This is a genomic window from Actinomyces oris, from assembly GCF_001937665.1.
Lineage (GTDB): Bacteria > Actinomycetota > Actinomycetes > Actinomycetales > Actinomycetaceae > Actinomyces > Actinomyces stomatis.
This window is the reverse complement of the sequence record NZ_MSKL01000009.1, coordinates 77127-100074: the sequence shown is the minus strand read 5'-3', so window position 1 is coordinate 100074 and position 22948 is coordinate 77127. Positions and strand designations below refer to the sequence as shown.

General features: G+C 66.3%; 18 protein-coding genes and 1 pseudogene. 14 read left to right on the top strand and 5 right to left on the bottom strand.

Features of this window, described 5'->3' with window-relative positions; all coding sequences use genetic code 11:
• Positions 1–44: 44 nt before the first annotated feature.
• Positions 45–347 carry a hypothetical protein gene (locus tag BKH28_RS04720; RefSeq protein ID WP_075417710.1) on the bottom strand — a complete coding sequence of 101 codons (303 nt, stop codon included), beginning with the start codon at positions 345–347 and terminating at the stop codon, positions 45–47.
• Positions 348–778: 431 nt separating this feature from the next.
• Here BKH28_RS04720 and BKH28_RS04715 point away from each other — a divergent pair, with 431 nt between their 5' ends.
• From BKH28_RS04715 to BKH28_RS13300, 12 genes are all read left to right on the top strand, one after another.
• Positions 779–1390 carry an SAF domain-containing protein gene (locus tag BKH28_RS04715; protein ID WP_256695486.1) on the top strand — a complete coding sequence of 204 codons (612 nt, stop codon included), beginning with the start codon at positions 779–781 and terminating at the stop codon, positions 1388–1390.
• Positions 1390–2148 (top strand): hypothetical protein, encoded by a 759-nt coding sequence (locus BKH28_RS04710; RefSeq protein ID WP_075417708.1) that lies wholly within the window; start codon positions 1390–1392, stop codon positions 2146–2148. Before BKH28_RS04715 ends, BKH28_RS04710 begins: the two co-directional genes overlap by 1 nt.
• A complete protein-coding gene (locus tag BKH28_RS04705) occupies positions 2145–3461 on the top strand; it encodes a CpaF family protein (protein WP_075417707.1) in 1317 nt (438 codons plus the stop codon). The genes BKH28_RS04710 and BKH28_RS04705 overlap by 4 nt, the downstream gene beginning before the upstream one ends.
• Positions 3458–4333, top strand: a complete 876-nt coding sequence (locus tag BKH28_RS04700; RefSeq protein WP_075417706.1) for a type II secretion system F family protein — start codon at positions 3458–3460, stop codon at positions 4331–4333. Before BKH28_RS04705 ends, BKH28_RS04700 begins: the two co-directional genes overlap by 4 nt.
• On the top strand, positions 4333–5253 hold the full coding sequence (locus BKH28_RS04695; RefSeq protein WP_256695485.1) for a type II secretion system F family protein: 921 nt from the start codon (positions 4333–4335) through the stop codon (positions 5251–5253). Before BKH28_RS04700 ends, BKH28_RS04695 begins: the two co-directional genes overlap by 1 nt.
• A 61-nt stretch (positions 5254–5314) precedes the next feature.
• On the top strand, positions 5315–5533 hold the full coding sequence (locus BKH28_RS04690; RefSeq protein WP_075417704.1) for a hypothetical protein: 219 nt from the start codon (positions 5315–5317) through the stop codon (positions 5531–5533).
• Between the two features lie 45 nt (positions 5534–5578).
• Complete coding sequence (locus BKH28_RS04685) at positions 5579–5971, top strand: TadE/TadG family type IV pilus assembly protein (protein ID WP_081380039.1); 393 nt, start codon at positions 5579–5581, stop codon at positions 5969–5971.
• On the top strand, positions 5968–6411 hold the full coding sequence (locus BKH28_RS04680; protein ID WP_075417702.1) for a TadE/TadG family type IV pilus assembly protein: 444 nt from the start codon (positions 5968–5970) through the stop codon (positions 6409–6411). The genes BKH28_RS04685 and BKH28_RS04680 overlap by 4 nt, the downstream gene beginning before the upstream one ends.
• Positions 6408–7106 carry a TadE/TadG family type IV pilus assembly protein gene (locus tag BKH28_RS04675; protein ID WP_256695484.1) on the top strand — a complete coding sequence of 233 codons (699 nt, stop codon included), beginning with the start codon at positions 6408–6410 and terminating at the stop codon, positions 7104–7106. The genes BKH28_RS04680 and BKH28_RS04675 overlap by 4 nt, the downstream gene beginning before the upstream one ends.
• Positions 7103–9781 carry a bacterial transcriptional activator domain-containing protein gene (locus BKH28_RS04670; RefSeq protein ID WP_075417701.1) on the top strand — a complete coding sequence of 893 codons (2679 nt, stop codon included), beginning with the start codon at positions 7103–7105 and terminating at the stop codon, positions 9779–9781. Before BKH28_RS04675 ends, BKH28_RS04670 begins: the two co-directional genes overlap by 4 nt.
• 10 nt (positions 9782–9791) lie before the next feature.
• Positions 9792–14423, top strand: coding sequence for an FtsK/SpoIIIE domain-containing protein (locus BKH28_RS04665; protein WP_075417700.1), 4632 nt, complete (start codon positions 9792–9794; stop codon positions 14421–14423).
• Positions 14424–15189: 766 nt separating this feature from the next.
• Positions 15190–17295, top strand: coding sequence for a DUF6571 family protein (locus tag BKH28_RS13300; RefSeq protein ID WP_143224065.1), 2106 nt, complete (start codon positions 15190–15192; stop codon positions 17293–17295).
• A 310-nt stretch (positions 17296–17605) separates the two neighbouring features.
• Here BKH28_RS13300 and BKH28_RS14005 read toward each other — a convergent pair.
• The 3 genes and pseudogenes from BKH28_RS14005 to BKH28_RS04645 form a co-directional block, all read right to left on the bottom strand.
• Positions 17606–18616, bottom strand: a pseudogene (locus BKH28_RS14005) (IS1634 family transposase); the annotation flags it as partial.
• A 40-nt stretch (positions 18617–18656) separates the two neighbouring features.
• Positions 18657–19484, bottom strand: a complete 828-nt coding sequence (locus tag BKH28_RS04650) for an IS3 family transposase (RefSeq protein WP_081380038.1) — start codon at positions 19482–19484, stop codon at positions 18657–18659.
• A 52-nt stretch (positions 19485–19536) separates the two neighbouring features.
• Entirely contained in the window at positions 19537–19830 is a 294-nt protein-coding gene (locus BKH28_RS04645; protein ID WP_075417698.1) for a transposase, read from the bottom strand.
• A 513-nt stretch (positions 19831–20343) separates the two neighbouring features.
• Here BKH28_RS04645 and BKH28_RS04640 point away from each other — a divergent pair.
• Positions 20344–20742: a peptidase inhibitor family I36 protein gene (locus BKH28_RS04640; RefSeq protein ID WP_081380037.1), complete on the top strand. Its 399-nt coding sequence runs from the start codon at positions 20344–20346 to the stop codon at positions 20740–20742.
• A gap of 21 nt (positions 20743–20763) precedes the next feature.
• Here BKH28_RS04640 and BKH28_RS04635 read toward each other — a convergent pair whose 3' ends face one another.
• On the bottom strand, positions 20764–21381 hold the full coding sequence (locus BKH28_RS04635; RefSeq protein WP_075417697.1) for a TetR/AcrR family transcriptional regulator: 618 nt from the start codon (positions 21379–21381) through the stop codon (positions 20764–20766).
• A 37-nt stretch (positions 21382–21418) separates the two neighbouring features.
• On the opposite strand from BKH28_RS04635, the gene BKH28_RS04630 reads away from it, so the two are divergent.
• Positions 21419–22732, top strand: coding sequence for an alpha-amylase family protein (locus BKH28_RS04630; protein WP_075417696.1), 1314 nt, complete (start codon positions 21419–21421; stop codon positions 22730–22732).
• The last annotated feature ends 216 nt before the right edge of the window (positions 22733–22948 follow it).

Genomic DNA, 22948 nt, shown 5'->3' with positions numbered 1-22948 from the left:
TTCCCAGACCACCTTTTTGCTGTAGGTGCAGTATCCGCCGAGACTCAGGCGATGGGGGAGACGGGGGAAAGGTGCTCCACGCTCTCCCCGCCGGAGATGGCGAGGTTGTTGTGGTTCTGCGCCACGTCGGTGCCGGCCTTGGCGAGCGCGTCCTCCAAAGCCTTCAGTGCCGGCTTGAACTTCGTCGTCCACTGCTCGCGGAACTCGGTGGCGTTCGTGCTCTCCCACACCGCGCTGTTCACCGATCCGTCAACCTGTGTCTGAATGGTGTTGGTGGTCTCCACGTTGGTCTTCAGGGTCCTGTACAGCTCTGAGAGCGTGTCGAGGTCTGCCTTAATTGCGGCCACGGTGATCTCCTTCTTCTGAATGGGTTTTGTCTCCGCATGGGTTGTGCGGATTCAGGTCGCCCGTGGTGGTGCGCCTGCCCACTACTTTCTGCGACGAGGGAGGGTGAGTCAAGAGGAAAACCCTCCTTTTTGTTGATGTGGGGATGGATCCCCATGGGCCTTTATTCAGGCATGGGGATGGATCCCCATCTTTATAGCATGTGGGGGTAGATCCCCATGGGCGGGGTGTTTGGGATTGCCTACGATGTGTCTATCCAATTCCGCAGATGTGCTCATGGCATGTTCTATTGAATTCCCTATGCACATTCTTGATTCGCGTGAGGTTTTCCCTGATGGCATCCCGTTTATCTGGACGCGCGTCCGAGCGTCACGATCGTCATTCCGGCAAGGAGAAGCATGTCCGCCCTCGTGAGGGTGTGGACAGTGCTCGCTTGCCATCGGCTCCGCGTGAGAGGCGTCCCCTGCTGGCCGCGCTTGCCGTGCTCCTGATCGTCGGGGGCGCCCTGCTTGCGGGCCTGCTGGCGATGCAGATGGACAAGCGGGTCCAGATGCTCGCTGCGGCGGACACGATCCAGGCCGGAGAGACCATCGCGAAGGAGGACCTGGTCTCCGCCTCGGTCTCCTCGGACCTGAGGACGTTGATCCCCGCGGACCAGATCGATCAGGTGATCGGGCGCACGGCACGGGTCGAGGTCGCCAAGGGTCAGCTCCTGGACGCCTCCCAGATCGCCACGGCCCCCGTGCCCGGAGGGGATCAGCAGGTTGTTGGCGTCTCAGTCGCCTCCGGCCGCTTCCCCGCGGGGGGCCTGGGTGCCGGGGACATGGTCGACGTCGTGGACGTCGGTAACCAGTCGGTCTCCATCGAAGGCGCACAGGTTCTCAAGGCCACTCCTTCCTCCGGCACGGACAACGACTGGACCTCCGGTGCCGTCATCTCCCTCGTTGTGAACCGGAATGACGCCGCCAAGCTGGCCAGCGCCTCAGCCAACGGAACCATCGCCGTCGTCCAGACCGCGACCAACCAGCCGATCAAGGACAGCTGATGCTCATCTCCATCGCCTCCGCCAAAGGTGCCCCTGGGGCCTCGACGAGCGCACACGTGCTCGCCGCCGTCTGGCCACGACCCGTTGTCCTGGCCGAGCTCGACCCGGTCGGCTCCGACCTGGTCTACCGCACTCGCAGTCGTGAGGGGACGCCCCTGGACAGCGACCGGGGCGTTGTCTCCCTGGCCGCCGCGACCCGCCGCGACCCGGCCGCACCGCTGCAGGACCATCTCACCGTCATCGAGGGGGACCTGTCGGTCCTCGTGGGCCTGTCCCGCCCCGACCAGGCCACGGCCATCGGATCGGGCTGGGCGGGACTGGCCGCCAGTCTCCGTCAGCGCAGGGACGTCGTCGCCGACGTCGGCCGTCTGTCTCCCGGCGCCCCGAGCCTGGGCGTGGCTCTGGCCTCCGATATCACGCTGGTCGCCGTGCGCCCCGGCGTCGAGAACTACGGCCACCTGCGTGAGCGCCTGTCCTGGATCACCGCGGAGATCTCCCGCCGTTCCGAGCAGGTCCGCCTCGGTGTTCTGCTCATCGCTCCCTGGAAGGCCCGCCACGAGGCCGGTGACCTCACCCGCCTGCTGCGCGGCAGCGGCCTGGAGATCCCCGTCGTCGGCGTCCTGGCCTTCGACCAGAGCGCCGCCGACTCCCTCGCGGGCCGCCGTGCCCGCCCACTGGGGCAGACCCTCCTCGTACGCTCCGCCCGAAGCGTGGCCACCGCCCTCGCCGGCGTCGGCGTCACCGGAGGTGTCGCATGAGCGTCGACCAGGGACTCGTCCGCGACATGCGCGAGGAGGTCGCCGACCTCCTGGCCCAGCAGCGCCGTGACGACGCCACCTCCGGCATCCCGCCGATGTCCGCCGAGGACGAGCGTCAGTTCGCCCGCGCCCTCATCGGGCGTGTGCTCGAGCGGCACGCCCGCGCTGAGATCGCCGCCGGCCGCAACCCGCTCAACGCCCAGGAGGAGGAAGAGATCTCCCAGGGCATCCATGCGGCGCTCTTCGGCGTCGGACGCCTCCAGCCCCTGCTGGACAACAAGGATGTCGAGAACGTCGACATCAACGGCTGCGACAACGTCTTCATCCAGTACGCCGACGGACGCGAGGAGCGCGGCGAACCCGTGGCCGAGACCGACGAGGAGCTCATCGAGCTCGTTCAGGTCCTCGGCTCATACTCCGGCCTGGCCTCGCGCCCCTTCGACTCGGCCAACCCCCAGCTGGACCTGCGCCTGCCGGACGGCTCGCGCCTGTCCGCCGTCATGGAGGTCTGCTCGCGTCCCTCGATCTCGGTGCGTCGCGCCCGCCTGGACCGGGTGGGCCTGGATGACCTGGTCAGGCTCGGATCCCTCACCCCGCGGCTGGCCGCCTTCTGCTCGGCGGCCGTGCGCGCCCGCAAGAACATCATGATCGCCGGCGCCACGAACGCAGGGAAGACCACCTTCCTGCGCGCCCTGGCCAACGAGATCCCGTCCGACGAGCGCCTCATCACGGTGGAGCGCGCCCTGGAGCTGGGGCTGGGCGAGTTCGCCGATCTGCACCCCAACGTCGTCGCCTTCGAGGAGCGCCTGCCCAACTCCGAGGGCTCCGGCGCGATCTCCATGGCGGACCTGGTGCGGCGCTCGCTGCGCATGAACCCCTCGCGCGTCATCGTCGGCGAGGTCCTGGGCGACGAGATCGTCACCATGCTCAACGCCATGAGCCAGGGCAACGACGGCTCGCTGTCCACCATCCACGCGAACTCCTCCTCCGAGGTGTTCAACCGCATCGCCACCTACGCCATCCAGTCCGCCGAGCACCTGCCCCAGGACGCCACCAACCTCCTCATCGCCGGAGCCGTCGACTTCGTCATCTTTCTGACCCGCGAGAACCGCTTCTCCCAGGGCGGGGGGCTGCGCCGCTACGTCGCCTCCGTTCGCGAGGTCAACGGCGTCGACGGACGAGTCCTGTCCAGTGAGGTCTTCGCCGACGACGGGACCGGGACCGCCCAGCCGGCCGCGCCGATCGCCTGCGTCAACGACCTCATGGCGGCCGGTTACGACCCCGCCGCCTCCTACAGGGGAGGCGTCGCATGAACCAGGGCACCGCCACTGTTGCCATCCTCGCCGGCGCGTTCGTCGGGGGAGGAGTCTTCCTCCTGGTCGGCTTCTTCATGGGGGTCGACATGATCCCCAAGCGCTCCGGCTCCTCGAGGGCCCTGCGCGACAGCCTCAAGGGGTTCTCCGGCCGGCTCGTCGCCGGCCTCGCCGTCGGGCTGGCCCTGCTGATCCTCACACGGTGGGTCGTGATGGCCGCCGCCGGCGGCGTGCTCGTCATCGTCTGGCCGATGCTGTTCGGTGGGGCCAAGGAGGAGAAGCACTCGTCGGCCAAGGTCGAGGCCCTGGCCACCTGGGCCGAGTCCCTGCGGGACACGATCGCCGGCGCGGTGGGTCTGGAGCAGGCGATCCCCGCCACCGTCCACGCCTCCGCCCCGGTGATCCGCGAGGATCTGGCCCTCCTGGCCGACCGCATGCGCGTACGCGTCCCCCTGTCGACGGCGCTGCGCCAGTTCGCCGACAGCCTGGGCGACCCCACGGCGGACCTCATCGTCTCCGCCCTCATCATGAATGCCCGCCTGCGCGGCCCCGGCCTGCGCCAGCTGCTCGGCGCCCTGGCGGACACCGCGCGCTCCGAGCTCGACATGCGCCAACGCGTCTCCGCCTCCCGCGCCGGCACCCGGCGCTCGGCCCAGATCGTCGTCGTCTTCTCGATCGTCATCATGTTGGGCCTGGCGGTCTTCAACCGCAGCTTCGTGGCCCCTTACTCCAGTGTGCAGGGCCAGCTGGTGCTGGTTGTCGTGGTCGCCCTCTTCGCGATGGGCATGCTCTGGATGCGGCGGCTGGCCGGCGTGCGCCTGCCCCGACGCTTCCTGACCGTTACCGCGCAGGTCGGGGGTGAGGAGGCATGATGGCCTTGATCCTGATCGGCGGGATGATCAGTGGCGTGGGCGTTCTGCTCCTCGGACTCATCCTCGCCCCGCCCGTCACCCAGCCCGCCGCGGCGCTGGCCGAGCTGGACACCCGCCGCAACGAGGGGCGCATGCGTGAGGACGTGCGGCGCCTCAACCCCTCAGAGGCCGTGATGCCCCCGTGGATGGACCTCTTCAGCCTCCGGATCACCTCCCTGGCCCGACGCACGGGGGCCGACCTCACCTTCCTGACCACTGACCTGTCCGTGGTGGGGCGCTCCCTCGAACGGCACCTGGTCACCTCCCTGTTCGCCGGACTGGGGGCCTTCATGGTCCCGATAGCCGTCGTCGGGCTGATGCAGGTCATGGGAGCGCCCTTGGGATGGTCGGTGCCCCTCCTGCTGAGCCTCGTTCTGGGGATGGTCGGCCTGCTGCTGCCCACGGCCCGTCTGCGCCGGGAGGCCGAGGAGGCCCGCCGGGACTTCCGCCACGTCGTCGGCTCCTACCTGGACCTTGTGGCCATGTCGCTGTCGGCCGGCCGGGGTGTTCCCGAGGCCCTCGACGCCGCCTCCAGCCTCTCCGACGACCCCGCCATGGTGCGTATCCGTAACGCCCTCGACGTCGCCCGGTTGCGCGGGGACACGCCCTGGGAGGCCCTGGGCCGGCTGGGCACCCAGCTGCGTATCGACGAGCTGCGCGACCTGTCCGCCGCCCTGGCCCTCGTCGCTGAGGACGGCGCCAAGATCCGCGAGTCCCTCGGCGCCCGGGCCTCCAGCATGCGCCGCCGCGACCTGTCCGACGCCGAGGGCAAGGCCGGGGAGAACTCCGAGTCCATGCTCGTGGCCCAGCTCGTCGTCGCCATGGGATTCATCGTCTTCCTCGTCTACCCGGCCCTGACCGGAATCATGGGCTCCTTTTAGGCCCTGCAGTCATCCGTATCCCGTTCAGATTTCACTCTCCCGAACAGAAAGAAGGAACACCATGCTGTCTTTCCTCATCACCCTTCAGACCATCGCCGGCGACGTGCGCGACAAGGTGGAGCGGCGCCTCCTCGCCGAGGAGAAGGGGGCCTCCACCGTTGAGTGGGTCATCATCACCGGCTTCCTCATCGTCCTGGCCGCGCTTGTCGGCCGCGCCATCTACAGCCTGGTGTCCAACGCCTCCAACGGTCTTCAGGTTCCCTCGATCGGCGGCAACTGATCAAGCAGGGTCGATGCCCCTATGAGGAATTGGAGAGAACGCGTGATGAGCCGCTTGAGTCAGGAGACGGGCGCCTCCAGCGTCGAGCTGATCATTTTCTTCCCGCTGCTTCTGCTGGTCGTTCTGATTACGGTGCAGGTGGCCCTGGTCTGGTACGGCAACGAGGTCGCCATCGCCACTGCCCGCGAGGTGGCTCGAGAGGCGCGCGTGAGCTCCGAGGCGGGCGACCGCACCTCGGTGGCCAAGGCCAACGGTGTCGCCTACGCCCGCAAGGTCGGCGGCCGTGCGCTCTCCGACATCACGATCGATGTGTCCACCACGTCAGACCAGGTCACGGTACGTGTCTCCGGGAAGGCCATGGACGTCGTCGCCGGAATGTCACCGCGGGTGAAGACCTCGGTGACCTCAGAGCGGGAGACCTTCCGGAGCGACCGATGAAACACGTCAGAAAGAAGCAGATCCGGCGTCGCACTATCGAGGCCGCCGGCTCGGAGAGGGGAACCATGTCCATCGAGGTGGTGGTCCTCGTCCCGGTGCTGCTGCTCATCACCATGGTGGCCGTCGCCGGGGGGCGCATCGTCTCCGCGCAGGGGATGGTCGAGGCCGCGTCCCGCGACGCCGCCCGAGCAGCCTCCATGGAGCGCTCCGTGGGCGCCGCCAGCGCGGCCGCCAACCGGAGCCTGGCCCAGGCGGACACGGCCCGTGCCAACTGCTCGGCCGGTGTCGACGTCGGAGGCTTCCGTCGGGGCGGGGCCGTCAGGGTCGCAGTCAGCTGCCGCGTCAAGCTCTCCGACCTGGGACTCGTCTTCCTGCCCGGGGCCACCGTGGTCAGGGCCGAGTCGAGCGCGCCGGTGGACCAGTGGAGGGGGACACGATGAGCAGGATCCTGATTGCCAGGGATCTCCGTCAGCACTCGGAGCGGGGATCGGTGTCCGTCTATGTCGTCATCATCGCCTCAGCCCTCATGCTGATGGCCGGACTGTGCGTCGAGGGGGGACGTGTTCTCAACACACGCGCCACGATGGCGGACCAGGCCGAGCAGGCGGCCCGTGTCGGAGTCCAGCAGCTGAGCATGGACAAGCTGCGCAGCTCCGGTGTGGCCTCGACTGACCCGTCAGCGGCCACGTCGGCGGCGCGCAGCTACCTGGCCCGCACTGGCGACGCCCAGACCTCGACGGTCAAGGCCTCCACCGACCGGGTCTCGGTCACGGTCGAACGCGACGTCCCCACCACGATGCTGCGACTGGTCGGCATCCCCTCCATCCACGTCTCCGTGACCGGAGAGGCCCGCAACGACTTCGGCCCCAAGGAACAGCCCAAGCCCGGCCTGCCGAAGACCGGCGACGACGGCGGCCCCAAGGAGCGGCCCAAGCCACAACGTCCCAAGCCGCAACAGCCCAAGCCGCAACGGCCCAAGCCCGCCCCGCCCAAGGTCGACGACGGCGGGCCCAAGGAGCAGCCCAAGCCCGAACCGCCCCAGGGGGGCGACGAGGAAAGCCCCAAGGAAAGACAGAAACCCGGACTGCCGAAGGCGGGCAACGCCATCGGCCTGGAGTGGAGGCAGAAGCCATGACCACCGCATCGAGACGGCGCCGTGCCCAGGCCGCCGGCCCCCAGCGGTTCCGGGCGCCCGCGCGCAGCACCCGGCCGCCGGTGTGGCGCTCCGTGGTCGCCGGCCTCACGCTCGCCGCCATCATCATCGGCCTGCCCGCGGTTCTGCTGACCACCGTCGGGCCCCCGCCGCTGCCAACCAGTCTGGACATGAGCGCCCTGCTCGTTCAGACCGTGTCCCTCGACGTCGTCGTGGGCGTCCTCATCTGGGTACTCGCTCTGGCCTGGCTGCAGTTCACGGTGTGCACTCTGGTGGAGCTCGTCTCCGCTCTCAAGGGCCACGGCGTGCCCGGGCACGTTCCGCTCTCGGGCGGAGTGCAGTCGCTGGTGCGCCGACTCGTCGCCTCCGTCCTGCTCCTGGGAGCCGTCAGCGGCCCGGTTGCCGCGGCCGCCGCCCCCCTCACCGAGGAACCGGCCCCGGCGGTCTCGGTGAGCCAGGGGGTCGTCTCGCAGGAGCCCGCCGGCGACGCCTCGTCGGCCGGCGGCACCGCTGCGGCGTCGCAGAGCGACGAGCACGGCCAGCAGTACACGCGCTACGTGGTGGACGGAGTCGAGCTCGATCCGCAGATCGGTTCCCAGCTCGTGGGAAAGCGCGTCTACATCGTCCAGCCGCCCGAGGGTCGCTACCACGACAACCTGTGGGACATCGCCGAGCGCAACCTGGGCGACGGGCGCGCCTACGCCCAGATCTACGACCTCAACGCGGGCCGTGTTCAGCCCGACGGCGGCTGCCTGGAACTGGCCCGGCTCATCCAGCCCGGCTGGCTCATGGTCATGCCGGAGGAGGCCGTCTCCGTGGCCCGGGTCGAGGCCATCCCCACCGATCCGGCTCCTCCCGCCCCGGCTCCGCAGACCCCGACGCCGCAGCAGGGCGGCACCCGGCTTCCGGTCGGGCTCGGGCACGAGCTGCGGGACGTCACCCCGGTCCAGCTGCCGGCGATCGGCTCCCTGCTGGCCGCCTCCCTCGTCTCGGTACTCGTCACCAGGCGTCGGCAGCTGATGGGCGCCTTCAACGAGGACTCCGCCGAGCTCGAGCGTCTCCTGCGAGTCGGGGCCGACGAGAGCCGTTCGCGGCGGCTGAACGCGGTCCTGCGTTCCCTTGATGACCTGCCCGGGAGTCCCCGCCCCTACGCCGTCGCCATCGACGACGATGCCTGCTACCTGCGCATGGCGCGTCCCCTGACCGATGCCCCCTCCCCATGGCGGTCCCAGGACGAGGGGATGATCTGGGCGCTGCCCGCGGGCCACGAGCCGCCGCTGAGCGACCGGCCCTGCCCCCTGCCCGGACTGGTCTCGGTGGGCCGCACGCCCACAGGCGCGGACATCCTCATCGACCTGGCCTTCGCCGATGGGGATGTGACCGTCACCGGGGACCCGGCCATGGCCGCCGAGGTTGTCTCCGCCTTCGCCCTGGAGCTGTGCACCAACCCCTGGTCGCGCGACGCCGTGGTCGTCGGGAGCGGCCTGTCCGCCACCCTGCACCGGGTCGCGGGCGAGCGCATGCATCCCCTGGACAGTCTCCGGGGACAGACTGCCCTGCCCGGCGTCGGCGGGGTCCTGACCGGCCGCCGCCCTGAGACGCAGACGACCTTCATGTTCGTCGGCGACGGGGCGACGCCCCCGTCCCTGCCGCCGGGACGCAGCTACGCCCTGGTGCGCACCGGAAGCGACCGGCCGGGGCGCTGGACGATCGAGATCGACGCCTCCGGCACCGCCCGGATCGCCCCTTTGGGCATCGTGGTCACGGCCTCGCGTGCCACCGAGGCGGAAATCGCCGCGTTGGAGGGCCTGTTCGCCCCGTCCGAGGAGACCGGCGTCGACGACGGCCGCCCGCCGGTGCCCGACCCGCCCACGCCGCCTCTGGCCACCGCCGCCCTGCGCGCCGCCTCCGTACGGATCCAGGTCCTGGGGACGACGCAGGTGGAGACGGCCGGTGCGGTGGACGAGGCGCGCCGTTCCATCCTCACCGAGGCCGCGATCTGCGTGGCCCTCCACCCCGAGGGGATCCGCCCCTCCGTCCTGGGCGCCATGCTCTGGCCCCTGGGGGCCACCGCGGACGTGGTGGGGGCGACCGTGGAGCGGCTGCGCAGCTGGCTCGGCGAGGACTCCCAGGGGGTTCCCTACCTGCGGGAGGACACCGAGGGACGGCTGCTGCTGGGGCTGGGGGTCGTCATGGACTGGGACGTGCTGCGCTCCCTGCTGGCCGCTTCCCGCCGCTGTTCGCCCCAGCAGGAGGTCGAGCTGTTGACCGAGGCCCTGCGCCTGGTGCGAGGGCCGATGGCGCTCGACGCCCCCGAGGGCCACTACTCCTGGCTGGCCCGGGTCCGCGCCGCACGGCAGTTCGAGGCCCTCGTCGTGGACGCCGCGCACCGCATGGTCGAGCTCATCGGAGACACCGATCCCGACGGCGCCGCCGCAGCGATCACCACGGGCCTGCAGGTGGTCGACCTCGACCAGGGGTTGTGGCGCGATCGCCTGCGCCTGGCCTCGCGCCGCGGCGTGGGTGAGCTGGAGCGGGAGATCCGCGTCCTGCTGAACTCCGCCGGCGCCGATGACCTCCACCAGATCGACCCCGCCACCGCGGCGCTCGTCGAGGACCTCTCCCCGGGGCTCTCGGTGGGGCGGCTGCCCGCCTGAGGAGACCACCATGCAGCTGTTCATCAGTGTCCTGCGTCCCCTGGAGGAGGCCCACGAGGCCCGCGACCTCATCGTCGTCGTCCCGGAGGACGCCACGGTCGGCGACCTCGCCGCCGCGCTGGACCGCACCGTGCCCACCACCGCGCCGGGGGAGTCCCTGCGCCTGGTGGTCAACGCCGGGGAGCCGGTCAGTGCTCCGCCGTCGTCGCTGTGGCACGGTTCGCGGCGCCTCGACCCGCGGGCGTCCCTGGGGTCGGGCTCCGTCCGCAACGGCATGCTGCTGGGGCTCGGTGCGGCCGTTCTCGACGACGTCGAACCGGTCGGGGTCGTCGAGGTGCGTGTTGTCGGCGGGCGCGGGGCCGGAGCGGTCCACCGCCTGAGCCTGGGCGAGTACACCCTGGGCGGGCCCGAGCAGGACATCACCCTGGAGGGCGAGGCGGGACAGGAGAAGGTCGCCGATCTGACGGTCTCCCAGGGCGGACGGGTGATGCTGAGCCCGGCTCCGGGCGTGGCCGAGCGCACGGTGCCGCTTGCGCTGCCTCGCCGCCGCCCCCTGCCGGGGCCACTCGTCCTGGCGGCGAAGGAGGATGAGGCGCCCTCCGAGCGCCGTCGTCGCCGGAAGAAGCGGCGCGCCAAGCGCAAGCGCAAGAACAAGGGCGCGGAGCGGATCCTCAGTGGGCGCGAGGTCCTGGAACCCGACGGTGAGCGCCACTTCCTGGAGCTGGACCGACGCCCGCTCAAGGGGGCGACCCCCTGGTCGGAGAAGGCGATTCTCACGGTGGGGGAGAGCCTGCTGGTGCTCGAGTACGTGCCCGCCGCCGACGCCGTGACCTCCCCGACCCCGGGGGCGCCGACGATCAACTTCAACCGGCCCCCGCGCCTGGCCCGCCCGATCCGGGTCACCAAGTTCACGCTGCCGCGCGAGCCCTCGCAGGCGCGCAAGCCGCCCTTCCCGTTCGCCATGATGCTCTCCCCGCTGGTCATGGGGGGTGGAATGTACCTGGTCACTGGGCGCGTCTACTCCCTCATGTTCATGCTGTTCTCCCCGGTCATGATGATCGCCAACCTGATCCAGGGACGCTCCAACAACCGGAAGCACTACCGGGAGGACCTGCGCAAGTACGAGGAGCAGCGCGACCAGACCGAGGACGCGGCCTTCAAGGCGCTGACCGAGGAGCGCGGGCTGCGGCGCACGGACGCCCCGGACCCGGCCGAGCTGCTGCTGCGCGCCACCGGGCCGCGGGCCCAGCTGTGGGAGCGGCGCCCCTCGGACCCGGACTGGCTGGACCTGCGGGTGGGGGTTGCGGACCTGCCCAGCGACGTCGAGGTGGACGACCCCGCGCGCGCCAAGCACGAGGAGCCGCTGCGCTGGACGGCCCCGGACGTTCCCGTGACCGTGCCCCTGGGTGGCATCGGCGTGGTCGGCGTGTGCGGGGAGCGGTGCCATGAGGTGGCGACCTGGCTGACGGCCCAGGCCGCGGTGCTGCACTCACCGGCCGAGCTGCAAATGGTGCTCCTGGTGGAGCCGGTGCGCGGCGAGCGGCCCGAGGAGCGCTGGTCCTGGGCGAGGTGGCTGCCCCACCTGCGCAACGCGGAGGGCATGGGGGCCCGGGCCCGGATCGGCGTCGACGATGAGACGGTGGGCCGGCGCATCAGCGAGCTGGCGGACCTGGTGCAGCGGCGCCTGGATGCCTCCGACAGCCGCGGCCGCGGGAGCACCGACGGCGAGCAGATCCTGGTGGTGCTCGACGGCGGGCACGCCCTGCGGCTGCGTCCGGGCCTCATCCCGGTGCTGCGCCGTGGCCCCGAGGTGGGGGTGCGCCTGATCTGCATCGACCGGGAGCGCACGGCCCTGCCCGAGGAGTGCCGGGCCGTGGTGTCCACCGGGCCGGGTGCGCCGTCGGTCTCCCAGACGGACAAGGATGAGGTTGAGCGGGTCACCCTGGACCTGGTGCTGGGCGGCTGGTGCGAGCGGGTGGCCCGGGCTCTGGCGCCGGTCCACGACGTCTCCGCCGCCGGGGCGGACTCCACGATCCCCACGGCCTCGCGGCTGCTGGACGTGCTGCCCCTGCCCGAGCCCGGTGCCGACGCCGTCCTGGAGGCCTGGGACCGGTGCAGCCGCACGACGAGGGCGGTTATCGGGGAGGATGCCGAGGGGCAGTTCTGGCTGGATGTGCGCGCCGACGGGCCGCACGCCCTGGTGGCCGGGACGACTGGTTCGGGTAAGTCCGAGCTGCTGCAGACCCTCATCGCCTCCTTGTGCATGGGCAACACGCCCGAGGCCATGACCTTCGTGCTCGTGGACTACAAGGGCGGGGCGGCCTTCAAGGACTGTGCGCGCCTGCCGCACACGGTGGGGATGGTCACCGACCTCGACGGGCACCTGACCTCCCGGGCCCTGGAGTCGCTGGGTGCCGAGCTGCGCCGTCGTGAGCACCAGCTGGCGGGGGCCGATGCGAAGGACATTGAGGACTATGTGGCCGCCATGGCCCCGGGGGACGAGCCGATGCCGCGGCTGATGATCATCATTGACGAGTTCGCGGCGCTGGTCTCCGAGCTGCCGGACTTCGTGACGGGCCTGGTGGATATCGCCCGGCGCGGGCGCTCGCTGGGGGTGCACCTGGTGCTGGCCACGCAGCGGCCGGCGGGCGTGGTGTCGGCGGAGATCAAGTCGAACACGAACCTGCGCATCGCCCTGCGGGTCACCGATGAGAACGACTCCCAGGACGTCATCGAGGCCGCCGCCTCCGCCTTCATCCCACCGTCGATCCCGGGGCGTGCTTACGCCCGTCTGGGGCACGCGAGCCTGCGCCAGTTCCAGTCCTCCCGGGTGGGGGGACGGCCGCGGGGCGCCCTGCCCCGGGCGGCGCTGCGCTCGGCGACCCTGACCCTGGATGAGCTCTCTCGGCCGGAGGAGGCGCCCCCGGAGGTGGAGGAGGACGCCACGATCCCCACGGACCTGGCCACGCTCGTGGACGCCATGGGGGACGCCTACCGGGCGATGGGCAAGGAGAAGCCGCACAGCCCGTGGCTGCCGCCGCTGCCCGAGCTGCTGACCCTGGACGCGGTGGAGCAGCGGATGGGGGAGCCCGGGGGAGGGGAGACCGGGGGAGGGGAGCGCGCCGAGGGCTTCCTGCCGGCCCTGCCCCTGGGGCTGGAGGACCTGCCGGCCCAGCAGGAGCAGCGGCCCATGACCTGGGACTTCACGCGCGCCGGGCACCTGGGGATTGCCGGGGCCCCCAGGACGGGGCGTTCCAGCGTGCTGAGGGGGATCGCGGTGGCGGTGGCCCGCTCGGCGTCGGCCGCGGAGGTCCACATGTACGGGATCGACGCCGGTAACGGGGCGCTGCTGCCGTGCCTGGCGCTGCCGCACGTGGGGGCGGTGGTGACCCGCGACCAGCCGGACCGGGTACGGCGCGTTCTGACCCTGTTGGGCCGGGAGGTGGCGCGACGTCAGCAGCTGCTGGCCACCGAGGGCTTCGCCTCACTGTCCGAGCAGCGGGCCAAGACGCCCGAGCCGGGGCGGCTGCCCTACCTGGTGCTGCTGATTGACAGGTGGGACAACTTCGTGGCCACCTTCGAGAACGTCGACGGCGGGGCCATCATCGAGAGCATCGAGAGCCTCATGCGCGAGGGGGCCGCTGTGGGCCTGCGCGTGGTGGTGGCCGGGGACCGGACGGTGTTCCGCAGCCGGTTCGGGATGCTGCTGGAGGACCGGCTGCTGCTGCGGATGCCGTCCCCGGACGACTTCGACCTGGTGGGTATGCGGGCGCGTGAGGTGCCGCTGACCATGCCGCAGGGACGGGCCTTCCGCAGCGGGCCCAAGCCGCGCGAGGTGCAGCTGGCGTTGCTGACGGACGACGTCGACGGCACCGCCCAGGTGGAGGCGATCCACGAGGCGGGCCGGCTCAGCCTCGAGAAGTGGGGGGAGATTCCCCGGGAGCTGTCCGCGGGCCACGTGGACGAGCTGCCGGTGGCGATCTCTGCGGAGAAGGCTCTTGAGCTGGGGCCGCCTCTGGCGCCGGGGAGCATCGCCCTGGCCGTGGGCGGGGACGACCTGGGGCTCATCCCGGTGTCGATGGATGAGATCGGTAACGGGGTGCTGGTGGCCGGGCCTCGGCGCTCCGGGCGGTCGACGGCGCTCCTGTTCGGGGCGCAGCGGGCGCTGGACGGTGGGACGCGCGTGGTGCTGGTGCTGCCGCGGCGCTCGCCGCTGATCGCCCTGGAGGGATGTGACGGAGTTCTGGGACGGCTGGGCCTGGAGTCCAAGCCCGATGACCTCAGAGAGCTTTTGCGGCAGGAGCCTGAGAACACACTCATTGTTATTGACGATTTCGAGATTATGGGAGGCGATCATGCGCTTGGGCCCGTGATTGAAGAGCACTTGAGGACGTGCCGGGACGCGAATGGTGGCGTCCTGGTGGGATGCGGGATCGATGAAGTACCGGGCATGTACAGGGGCGTGGTGGCCCAGGTGCGTAAGACCCGCACGGGTCTGGTCCTGGCGCCCAGGTCCTCCGAGGACGGGACGCATTTGTCGGCGAGGCTGCCGCGCTCCATTGGAGGCCCGGTCCCCAAGGGACGAGGCGTCATGGTGACGACCGCCGGCTGGTCCTGGGTGCAGGTCCCGAAGGTCGACTGAAGGAGGAGAAGATAGGAATAGGTGTGAAGAGATGTTGATGTGCAATGGTCAATGGACGTGAAAGGAAAACGTGTAGTGAGGAGATGAGATGACTGACGAAGAAGCGCGTCAGGATGAGAAGCCTGGGGTAGCGAATCCTCGATTGGAGTTTCTGGAATGACTTCGGGGGATCGTGTCATAACATCCACAGTCAATCCCGCAGTGCTGGCAAAAATGCCCGTCAATCTCAGTTGACTGGCTGGCGAAAGAGAGAGTTGGATGCAGAGAAAACAATAGGGTCTGAAATTAGAGCACAGCGCTCATGTCGACATTCCGACGGTCATCTCTCGCAAATGTGACTATGATTCGGGTAATCAAGAACTGATCTTGATGACTATTTAAGTAAGGAGTGAAACAGCATGACTCCCAGTCGGAGACCATTTGTACAACCGGTTCCTCGCATAGGAGATCCTTCACAAGCCCTCAACATGAAAAAAAAAGCGTTAGAGAATGTTCTCGGTTCGATTGCAGAAGCTAGGCGTGATCTAGGTGCAGATTCCGCGGAAATGGGAACAACGCCTCCATCCGACAGTCTCGTAAATGGTCTCGGTGGCGATGGGAGTGTATGGAAATCATCTTTGGCTGACAAAATACGCGCCGACCTCTCAGGAATAATAAAAAGGATTACGTCATGTTTTTCTTCCCAACATGAGAAGGTATCCGCCGAATGGAATAATGAACCCGAATACGTTGACATAAACGACCCTAGAGCACGTTGGAGAGTGCAATGACCTACGTTTCCCTCGATCCTGAAGGTTTGCAGAACATAATCACCAGTCTTTCAAACTACAGCGCTAGAGTACAGACATGTCGTGAATCCGTATGGAACACCAACGATCTCAACGACTCTCCCACTGATTTGGCATCCTCGTTAGAAATTATTGCGGGCTCAGCTGCCGCTTTAGAAGACAAAGTCAAGGATCTTCAGGCGCGTTTAGATTCCGCAAAGGCCGCTAATGAAAGTGGAGTTACACCGATGGGGGCAGACGGGACGATCTCGTATGTCATCCCGGATGGATTAAAAGACACCGCTGAAAATGCACTCGCAAACAACAACGTTGAAATTGCCAATCAGGCCCGAGCAGATGCCGAAGAACTGAAGAAGTATTATGCTGGCAGCGGCTCGTCTCTCGAGGCCGAGGGAATGCAGGCATTCATAGAAAGAATGAAAGCCAAACAATCAAACCCAGTTTATGCGAACGTTGTTATTTCTAATATTGACCCCAAAACTCTGCGCAATATGGCTGCTACTCTTGGCGGAGACCCAGATGTACCGGGGTCAACACCAAAGGGAGCGGTGACGCTTGAGGAGCAAGCTGAAGCTTTGAATACGTTGTCAAATATTCTTGCTACTGCATCAAATACCTGGTCAAAGGAAAAAGCAGAAAAGTATGGACGTCAACTTACTGAAGATATGGATTATGTAGGGGAGGAGGGCGTGAACAAATTATTCTCAGCCTCACGGGATGTTGATATTGATGGAGATCATCAGAATGAGAGTGTTGGTTTAGACTACAATGATTCTATGCTGGTGACTGCTGCACGTGAAATTGAAGAGCACGGATCGGCGCGCCCTCCGAACACGCCTGGTTATAATGAGGTGGGAGGTCGTTTTTCGGGTATCGTTCATGCGATGACCGGGAATGTCGATGCTTTTACGGAATGGCTCACAGTCAATAAAGATAAGAATACGGTAGACCAACAGGCGACGGCGGAGCGTGTAGAAAAACTAATGAAGCAAGGAGATGTTGGCAAGTCTGACAAATCTCAATGGACTGATGACTGGATGCTAATTTCGGCACAGAGCGCCGTATCAAATTCGGTTGATGAACCTTCCCGCGGTGCTGGTAAAGCGGCGATTGTTTCGGGCATTCTGAACACTGCGGGAAAGTCGGGACAGACTATTAAGTTATCTAATGCTTCTATAAATGCTGCATCTATCGCCCTGGCAGCTACCCCTTATGGGGTACAATATTCTGCCGATCTGGGAGATCCGTCAGAGGTGACGTTGCGGATTAAGGATCCTAAGGATAAGGGTCCTGAATGGGCGAAAGATATTCCCGAGCAACCGGTTTTCACGAATGCTGCCCTCACTAATCTTACGGGGCAAATAGGTAAGAATAACCTCGCTAAGGCTCGGCTAGCTGGTTCTCAGGAGGCCTTCAATAGGAATCAGGACGAATTTGAAACCGGTGGTGATGAAGCCGTTCTTAAGAACTATAGGAATCAGAGCAGAACGAGAGGATTCATAGCGGGAGCGATCGGCAGGCAGGCTGAGGTCGACGGAGCAGATGTTGATAAGATGGTTGGCTCGTGGGCGGAAGCGGGCGCGATCGCAGCCAGTTCCGTACCGATTCCTATTCCTGGGGCGAGTCAGCTCGGAGGAGGATTCGGTAAGGCTGCTGCCGAGTTCATTATTAACGCGGGTAGCAGTTATGTAGTGGACGGGGCGAAAGTTCAAATAACGAAAGATTTTGCAAACAATGAAGAGGAAAAAAAGGCTGAAAATGAGCCTATCCGGGATTCTGGAATTACCGCTTGTCAGCAAACTGTCGCGTGGAATCTCCTTGGTAGAGGATTCTACTCGCAAGACGAATTGAAACAGGCTGCCGATAGAGGAGGTCCGTCAACTGAAGATATTATGGATTCCGAAGGTAACTTTAGTGAGCCCACCAACAGATCTATAACCGACATTGAAGGGAGGAAGCGTCAACAAATGGTGGATGTGGTGAGGGCGGCACCTACGAAGGGTCCAGTAGATAACGAATTTATGGACAAAATAGGGGAGGAATATAAGTCCGGTTATGAAACCGCTCATGAGAAACAAAAGTAGCTTCGATTCCAATCTTTCGCTAGATAATTTGGGGTGGGATTGGTGAGGTTTCTCGTCTTTGAGGCAGGGTTTATTGTAAAAGAATGCTGAGTGTTTTTAAAATAGCCCTATCGCCTCGCCTAACCCCAGCAGATGTCGTCTTCGGGTTTTGACCGGACCGTCATGTCGGTCGGTGGGAGGAAGGAGTCTTTGATGTACCTGGAGGCTAGTTCGAGAGACCGGCGCGTGCCGGTATCTGCGCAACCAAGTGTTTTCGGCAGAACGCTGAGAATAAGCCTTCAGGTTTCAGGTGCACCTGAGTTGCTCAGTTTTAGTGCTCTGTTGGGATGCTGAGGGCGGTGAGGATGTCTTCGGCCTTGGGGGTTTCAAGGGTGGCGGCGGCTGTGAGGTGGTGGCTGTTGAGGTCGATGGTGACATCCTGGAGGGGTTTGAGGGCGCGGATGAAGCGTTTGACGCTGATCCCGGTGGCGTCCTGGATGTAGCGGGGTTACAGCCAGGGCGGCCATCACCACCACCAGCGTGAGCCCAGGTGGGCTCACGCTGGTGGTGGAAGACCGGGCGGGCTCGCAGGTCGTGCTTGCTCATCCGCATATGACGGACCGGGCGTGCCACAGCTCGTGATACGAGGAGATGACCTCGGCGGCGTCCATGAGACACGATGGGACGAAAGGTGACGTAGCCCTTGACGCCCACCAGGGACCTGCCCATTTGCCAGAGATGCCTCATCCAGGCTCGTGTCACCAGCGTGGACGGTGACAAAACGCGTGCCCTGAGGACGCTTCTCGCCGGCAGCGACGGCCCGGCCCCGGTTGGCCTGAGCGGTCAGGGCCTGGCTACCCCGGACCGCGCGCTTCTTGGAGTAGGCCCACACCGCTCTCTACGAGCTCGGATGAGTGTCCGGTCCCACGCCGGTTCACGACGACTGCTGATGTCGCGCTGGCTCCTGGAGCCCCTCTTGGGGGTGATGGTGTCGATCAGCTGCCCATCGGTGAAGGCGTCCCCGTGCCAGTGGAAGTAGGCCTCCAGGTCGCCTGGGGCGCGGACCTGTCGGGCTCCGATGATGAACCTCATCCTCACCTCATCCAGCGCTGTCAGGTTAGCGGCCGAGAGCATGCCGGCGCCCGGCGACGATCACGATCTCCTCGATGCCATGAGCGGCCTGCAAGGCCTCCACCACGAGGATGATCGTGGCGGTCTCAGCCCGGTTGCCCTCGAAAGCACCCGATTCTCAGGGGAAAGAACCATGACAGTCAACCAGCAGGCCCACGATGATCTGGGGAGCAATCCTCCGATCCTTGGAGTAGCCGACCCGCCGTAGGTTTGGACTGCTGGGTGTTTTTCGGACAGTGCTTGTTTGTGTTTCAGGCTGCCTTCGTTAAGTCCAGGAAATCGCGTTCGACCTCGTTCGGGGCGCGGTATCCCAGGGCTGAGTGAAGGCGGACATGATTGTATCTCAGCTCGATCCATGAGGCAATATCACTGACCGCCTTATCCTTCGTGGGATACACCATCCGATGGACCCTCTCATTCTTGAGCGTGGCATTGAATGACTCCGCCCACACATTGTCCCAGCACACCCCCGCACGTCCCACCGAGGGACGAATCCCATAACCCTTGAGGTGATCCAAGAACCTCTGAGACGTGTACTGACTACCTCGGTCTGAATGAAAGACTGTCACACCCCTCTCAACCGGGCACCTGCGTACCGCCATGTCAATGGCCTGGCACACCAGGGACGTGCGCATGCGGTCGCCCATCGCGTAACCCACGACCTTCTTGGTGCAGCAGTCCAGAACGGTCGCAAGATAGATAAACCCGGCCCACGTCCTGACATAGGTGATATCCCCGCACAACTTCTTGCCGGGCTCATCTGCGGTGAAGTCCCGCCCGAGCAGGTCCGGCCGTTCACCCAGGTCCTGGGCCGGCACCGTGGTTCGGACTTTCGTCCGTGGTCGTGCGGCCTTCAGCCCCAGGTCACGCATGATGGCGCGGATCGTGGAACCGTCGGCCCGCACACCGCGCCGCTCCAGGAGAACCTGAATTCTTCGGTACCCGTAGGTACCATCGGAGTCCTCAAATACATCCCTCACCATCACAGCCAGTTTTTTTCTCCTGACCATGGTCTGCGACTGGGGACGGTCGCGCCAGGAGTAGTACCCTGATTTTGATACCCTGGACCACCGGCACATCGAGAGATGGGATAATGGCCTTCTTCGCGGTTGATCAGTTCGTAGCGCTCGGTCACGGTCGTTCCTTGGCGAAGAAGGCAGCTGCTTTTTTCAGGAACTCGTTCTCCTGACGCAGCTCACGGACCTCCGCTCTCAGTTTCGCTATCTCGGCTGACTCGGAGGCTTTCTTGCGGTCCTGGTCGGTGGCGTGCTCTTTCCTGTACCTGGCGACCCAGTTACCTACCGTCTGGGGGACAAGGTCATACGACGAGGCGACCGAGGAGATGGTGCGTTCCTTCTCGATGACTTCTCGCACCACCTGCTCCTTGAACTCCTCGGAGTATCTCGCTGCTGGTATGGTATCCATCCTATCGACTCACGGGAAGAAAAACTCCCCCAGTCCGAGAAACACCACGCACCCCACTTTGCCCACGTGGTTCAACCGTGGTCCTGACGGGCTCTGCGGCAGGTGGCAGGCCTTCACGCCTGCACATCGCAAGCAATGCAGCAACGCCGGCGGCTGCGCCGACCAACCGCCCAACCGGAAAGCAGGGAAGATAATTGCGAGAGATATCGTTGTCAAGGGGGAACGTTGGCTCTGGAAAACTCGGCTGACCGACACCTACTCTTTTTGTATCGGTCATCGAATGACGCAACCGAAGCGAAGGTGTAAGCGGTGTAGACGGAGATGTGCCGGAAATACTCACTCAATCTCATACATCTCGTCAACAGGAGCCGATCAGATTCAACCCAGAAAGGATTACTCTCATGACCGTCAAGCTTCTTAAAAGCATCGTCGGGGCTTCATCGATTCCTTGTTATCGCGTTAGGGGCTCTGAGCACTCCAGCCGCCGCCGCTCCGCTCGACTGGAATGATCTGATGTGTACGGGTGAGCCTGACGAGCTCTGCACATACAACCCTGCTCTGGAGCGAAATGGTGTCTGTGATGAGGGAGAAGTATGCCTCTACTACGGCAGTGACCTGCAAGGGTCGGTGTCTGACTTCAGGGAGAGTCCTAAGGACTATGGGGCGTATCAACCCAGTTGCTTCGAGTTCAAGGGTGAAGGTGCCGGCCAGGGTGAGTGTGTGAAGAACAACGCGGCGTCCGTGTGGAACCGTATGCACCGTAACATGACCGTTTACTACAACTCCAACTATAGTGGGGCCAGTCAGGTCATCCCAGGGCAGTCGACCGCGAATCTCAATTCCAGCTTGATCAAGCAGAACGCCTCGCACGACATCGATTGGTCCATTCAGGACGCGTACATTCCCGGATGATCGATCGCGAGTCACCCACCCTTATCTCCTCCAGTCGCCCAGGGCTCCTTCCAGGCAGCCCAGAGCCGCGTCAACCAGGCTGTTGCGCTGCTCGTCGGGGCAGCCGGCGTGCACCCAGCGCAGGCAGGCGTCGTCGAGGAAGCCGAGGTAGCCCCACAGGGCGAAGTCGTCGCGGTGGCCCCGGCTGCCGCCGATCACCTCGGCCAGGGCCGCCACCGCCGCCTCTCGCGCCTGCCGTCTCACCCGGGCGGCCTCGTCGCCCGGGTCGTGCCCGGCCAGTGCCTGGTAGGTCACCCAACCGGGGGAGCGCTCAGCGATGAACTCCAGGTAGGTCAGCACCGAGGTCCGCACCCGGTCTCGGGCCGACGACCCCTCCGGCAGGGCGTCGTCGGCCCGCCGGGTGCGCTCGGCCAGGTCGTCGGCAGCGCACCGGAGCACCTCGGCGTAAAGGCCGGCCTTCCCTGCGAAGTACTTATGCACCAGCGCCTCAGAGGCCTGCGCCTCCGACGCGACCTCGACCAGCGAGACCTCCTCATACGGGCGGCTCGCGAAGGCCCGCCTCGCCGCGGACAGGATCAGCTCGCGGCGCTCGGCAGGATCCATGCGCAGGCGGGGGCGCTTGTCAGTACGGGACGGCACCTTGACATGCTAACGGGCGCGGCGCACCCTGGAAGACATGACTAGTGAGTCGTCTGGAATAAGCCGTCCTGCAGCCCCCGCCTGGATCGACCACGCCATCTGGTGGCAGGTCTACCCCCTTGGCGCCACCGGCGCCCCCATCCGCCCCGAACCGGGCACGCCCCTGACCGAGCCCGGCGCCCCCGCGCGCCTGGACCGCCTGGAGCCCTGGCTCGACTACGCCGTCGAGCTCGGCGCTAACGGCCTGTCGCTCGGCCCCATCTTCGCCTCCTCCACCCACGGCTACGACACCACCGACCACTTGCGCATCGACCCCCGCCTGGGTGACGACGCCGCCTTCGACCGCCTCGCCGAGGCCTGTCGCACCCGGGGCCTGGCCCTCATGCTCGACGGCGTCCTCGGGCACGTCGGCACCGAGCACCCCCTCTTCCGGGCCGCCCGCGCCGGGGGAGAGGAACGCGGCCTCTTCCGCTTCGACACCGCCACCCGCGGGAACGATGCCGGACCGACCGGCCCCGGCTACGCCACCTTCGAGGGGCACGAGTCCCTGGCAGCCCTCAACCACGACTCCACCGAAGTGCGCGATCTGGCCGTGCGGGTGCTCACCCACTGGCTCGACCGCGGTGCCAGCGCCTGGCGCCTGGACGCCGCCTACGCCGTCGACCCCGCCTTCTGGGCGAGCGTCCTGCCCGCCGTGCGCGAGCGCCACCCCGACGCCTGGTTCATGGGAGAGGTCATCCACGGCGACTACGCCGGCTTCGTGGAGGCCTCCACCGTGGACACCGTCACCCAGTACGAGCTGTGGAAGGCCACCTGGAGCTCGCTGGCCGACGTCAACTTCTACGAGCTCGACTGGTGCCTCAAGCGCCACAACGAGCTGCTGGACCGGTTCGTCCCAGCCACCTTCGTCGGCAACCACGACGTCACCCGCATCGCCAGCAAAGTCGGGGCCGGCGGGGCGGCGCTCGCCGTCGTCCTGCTCATGACCGTGGGCGGCGTGCCCAGTGTCTACTACGGGGACGAGCAGGCCTTCCGCGGGGTGAAGACCGAGACCCTCGGCGGCGACGACGAGGTCCGCCCCGCCCTGCCGGCCACGCCGTCCGGGCTCGCGCCGCAAGGCACCTGGATGCTGCGGCTCCACCAGGACCTCATCGGCCTGCGACGCCGCCACCCCTGGCTCGTGCGCGCCCGCACCGAGGTCACCGAGCTGGACAACCCGCGACTGTCCTACGACGCCGTCGGCCAGGAGGGCCAGCGGCTGCACGTGAGCCTGGCCCTGGAACCGGCACCCCGCGCCGAGGTGAGTGCACCCGGCGAGGCGCCGCTCGTCGTTGAGCCGCCCGCGGAGTGACGTTTCCTCGCGCTGGCGGGTGCGGCCGCGCCGGCGTCCTGGCCGGTCGAGGAGCAGGCGGCCCCTCGCACTGATGGGGGCGTTCGACGCCGTCGGGGACACTGTGCCCCCGACGGGTGCCATCGACGCGTACGGGGACAGCAATCCTGTTCCCGTACGCGCAGGATGTCCCCGGCCGAAAGAGACGGCACCCCGCCGCGCAGAATGTTCCCGTCG

Coding starts and splice junctions, on each gene's coding strand:
- BKH28_RS04645 (WP_075417698.1), bottom strand. CDS start 19,830: ATGGATACCATACCAGCAGCGAGATACTCCGAGGAGTTCAAGGAGCAG.
- BKH28_RS04700 (WP_075417706.1), top strand. CDS start 3,458: ATGAACCAGGGCACCGCCACTGTTGCCATCCTCGCCGGCGCGTTCGTC.
- BKH28_RS04665 (WP_075417700.1), top strand. CDS start 9,792: ATGCAGCTGTTCATCAGTGTCCTGCGTCCCCTGGAGGAGGCCCACGAG.
- BKH28_RS04685 (WP_081380039.1), top strand. CDS start 5,579: ATGAGCCGCTTGAGTCAGGAGACGGGCGCCTCCAGCGTCGAGCTGATC.
- BKH28_RS04710 (WP_075417708.1), top strand. CDS start 1,390: ATGCTCATCTCCATCGCCTCCGCCAAAGGTGCCCCTGGGGCCTCGACG.
- BKH28_RS04675 (WP_256695484.1), top strand. CDS start 6,408: ATGAGCAGGATCCTGATTGCCAGGGATCTCCGTCAGCACTCGGAGCGG.
- BKH28_RS04695 (WP_256695485.1), top strand. CDS start 4,333: ATGGCCTTGATCCTGATCGGCGGGATGATCAGTGGCGTGGGCGTTCTG.
- BKH28_RS04630 (WP_075417696.1), top strand. CDS start 21,419: ATGACTAGTGAGTCGTCTGGAATAAGCCGTCCTGCAGCCCCCGCCTGG.
- BKH28_RS04680 (WP_075417702.1), top strand. CDS start 5,968: ATGAAACACGTCAGAAAGAAGCAGATCCGGCGTCGCACTATCGAGGCC.
- BKH28_RS04705 (WP_075417707.1), top strand. CDS start 2,145: ATGAGCGTCGACCAGGGACTCGTCCGCGACATGCGCGAGGAGGTCGCC.
- BKH28_RS04640 (WP_081380037.1), top strand. CDS start 20,344: ATGTGTACGGGTGAGCCTGACGAGCTCTGCACATACAACCCTGCTCTG.
- BKH28_RS04650 (WP_081380038.1), bottom strand. CDS start 19,484: ATGTGCCGGTGGTCCAGGGTATCAAAATCAGGGTACTACTCCTGGCGC.
- BKH28_RS13300 (WP_143224065.1), top strand. CDS start 15,190: ATGACCTACGTTTCCCTCGATCCTGAAGGTTTGCAGAACATAATCACC.
- BKH28_RS04690 (WP_075417704.1), top strand. CDS start 5,315: ATGCTGTCTTTCCTCATCACCCTTCAGACCATCGCCGGCGACGTGCGC.
- BKH28_RS04670 (WP_075417701.1), top strand. CDS start 7,103: ATGACCACCGCATCGAGACGGCGCCGTGCCCAGGCCGCCGGCCCCCAG.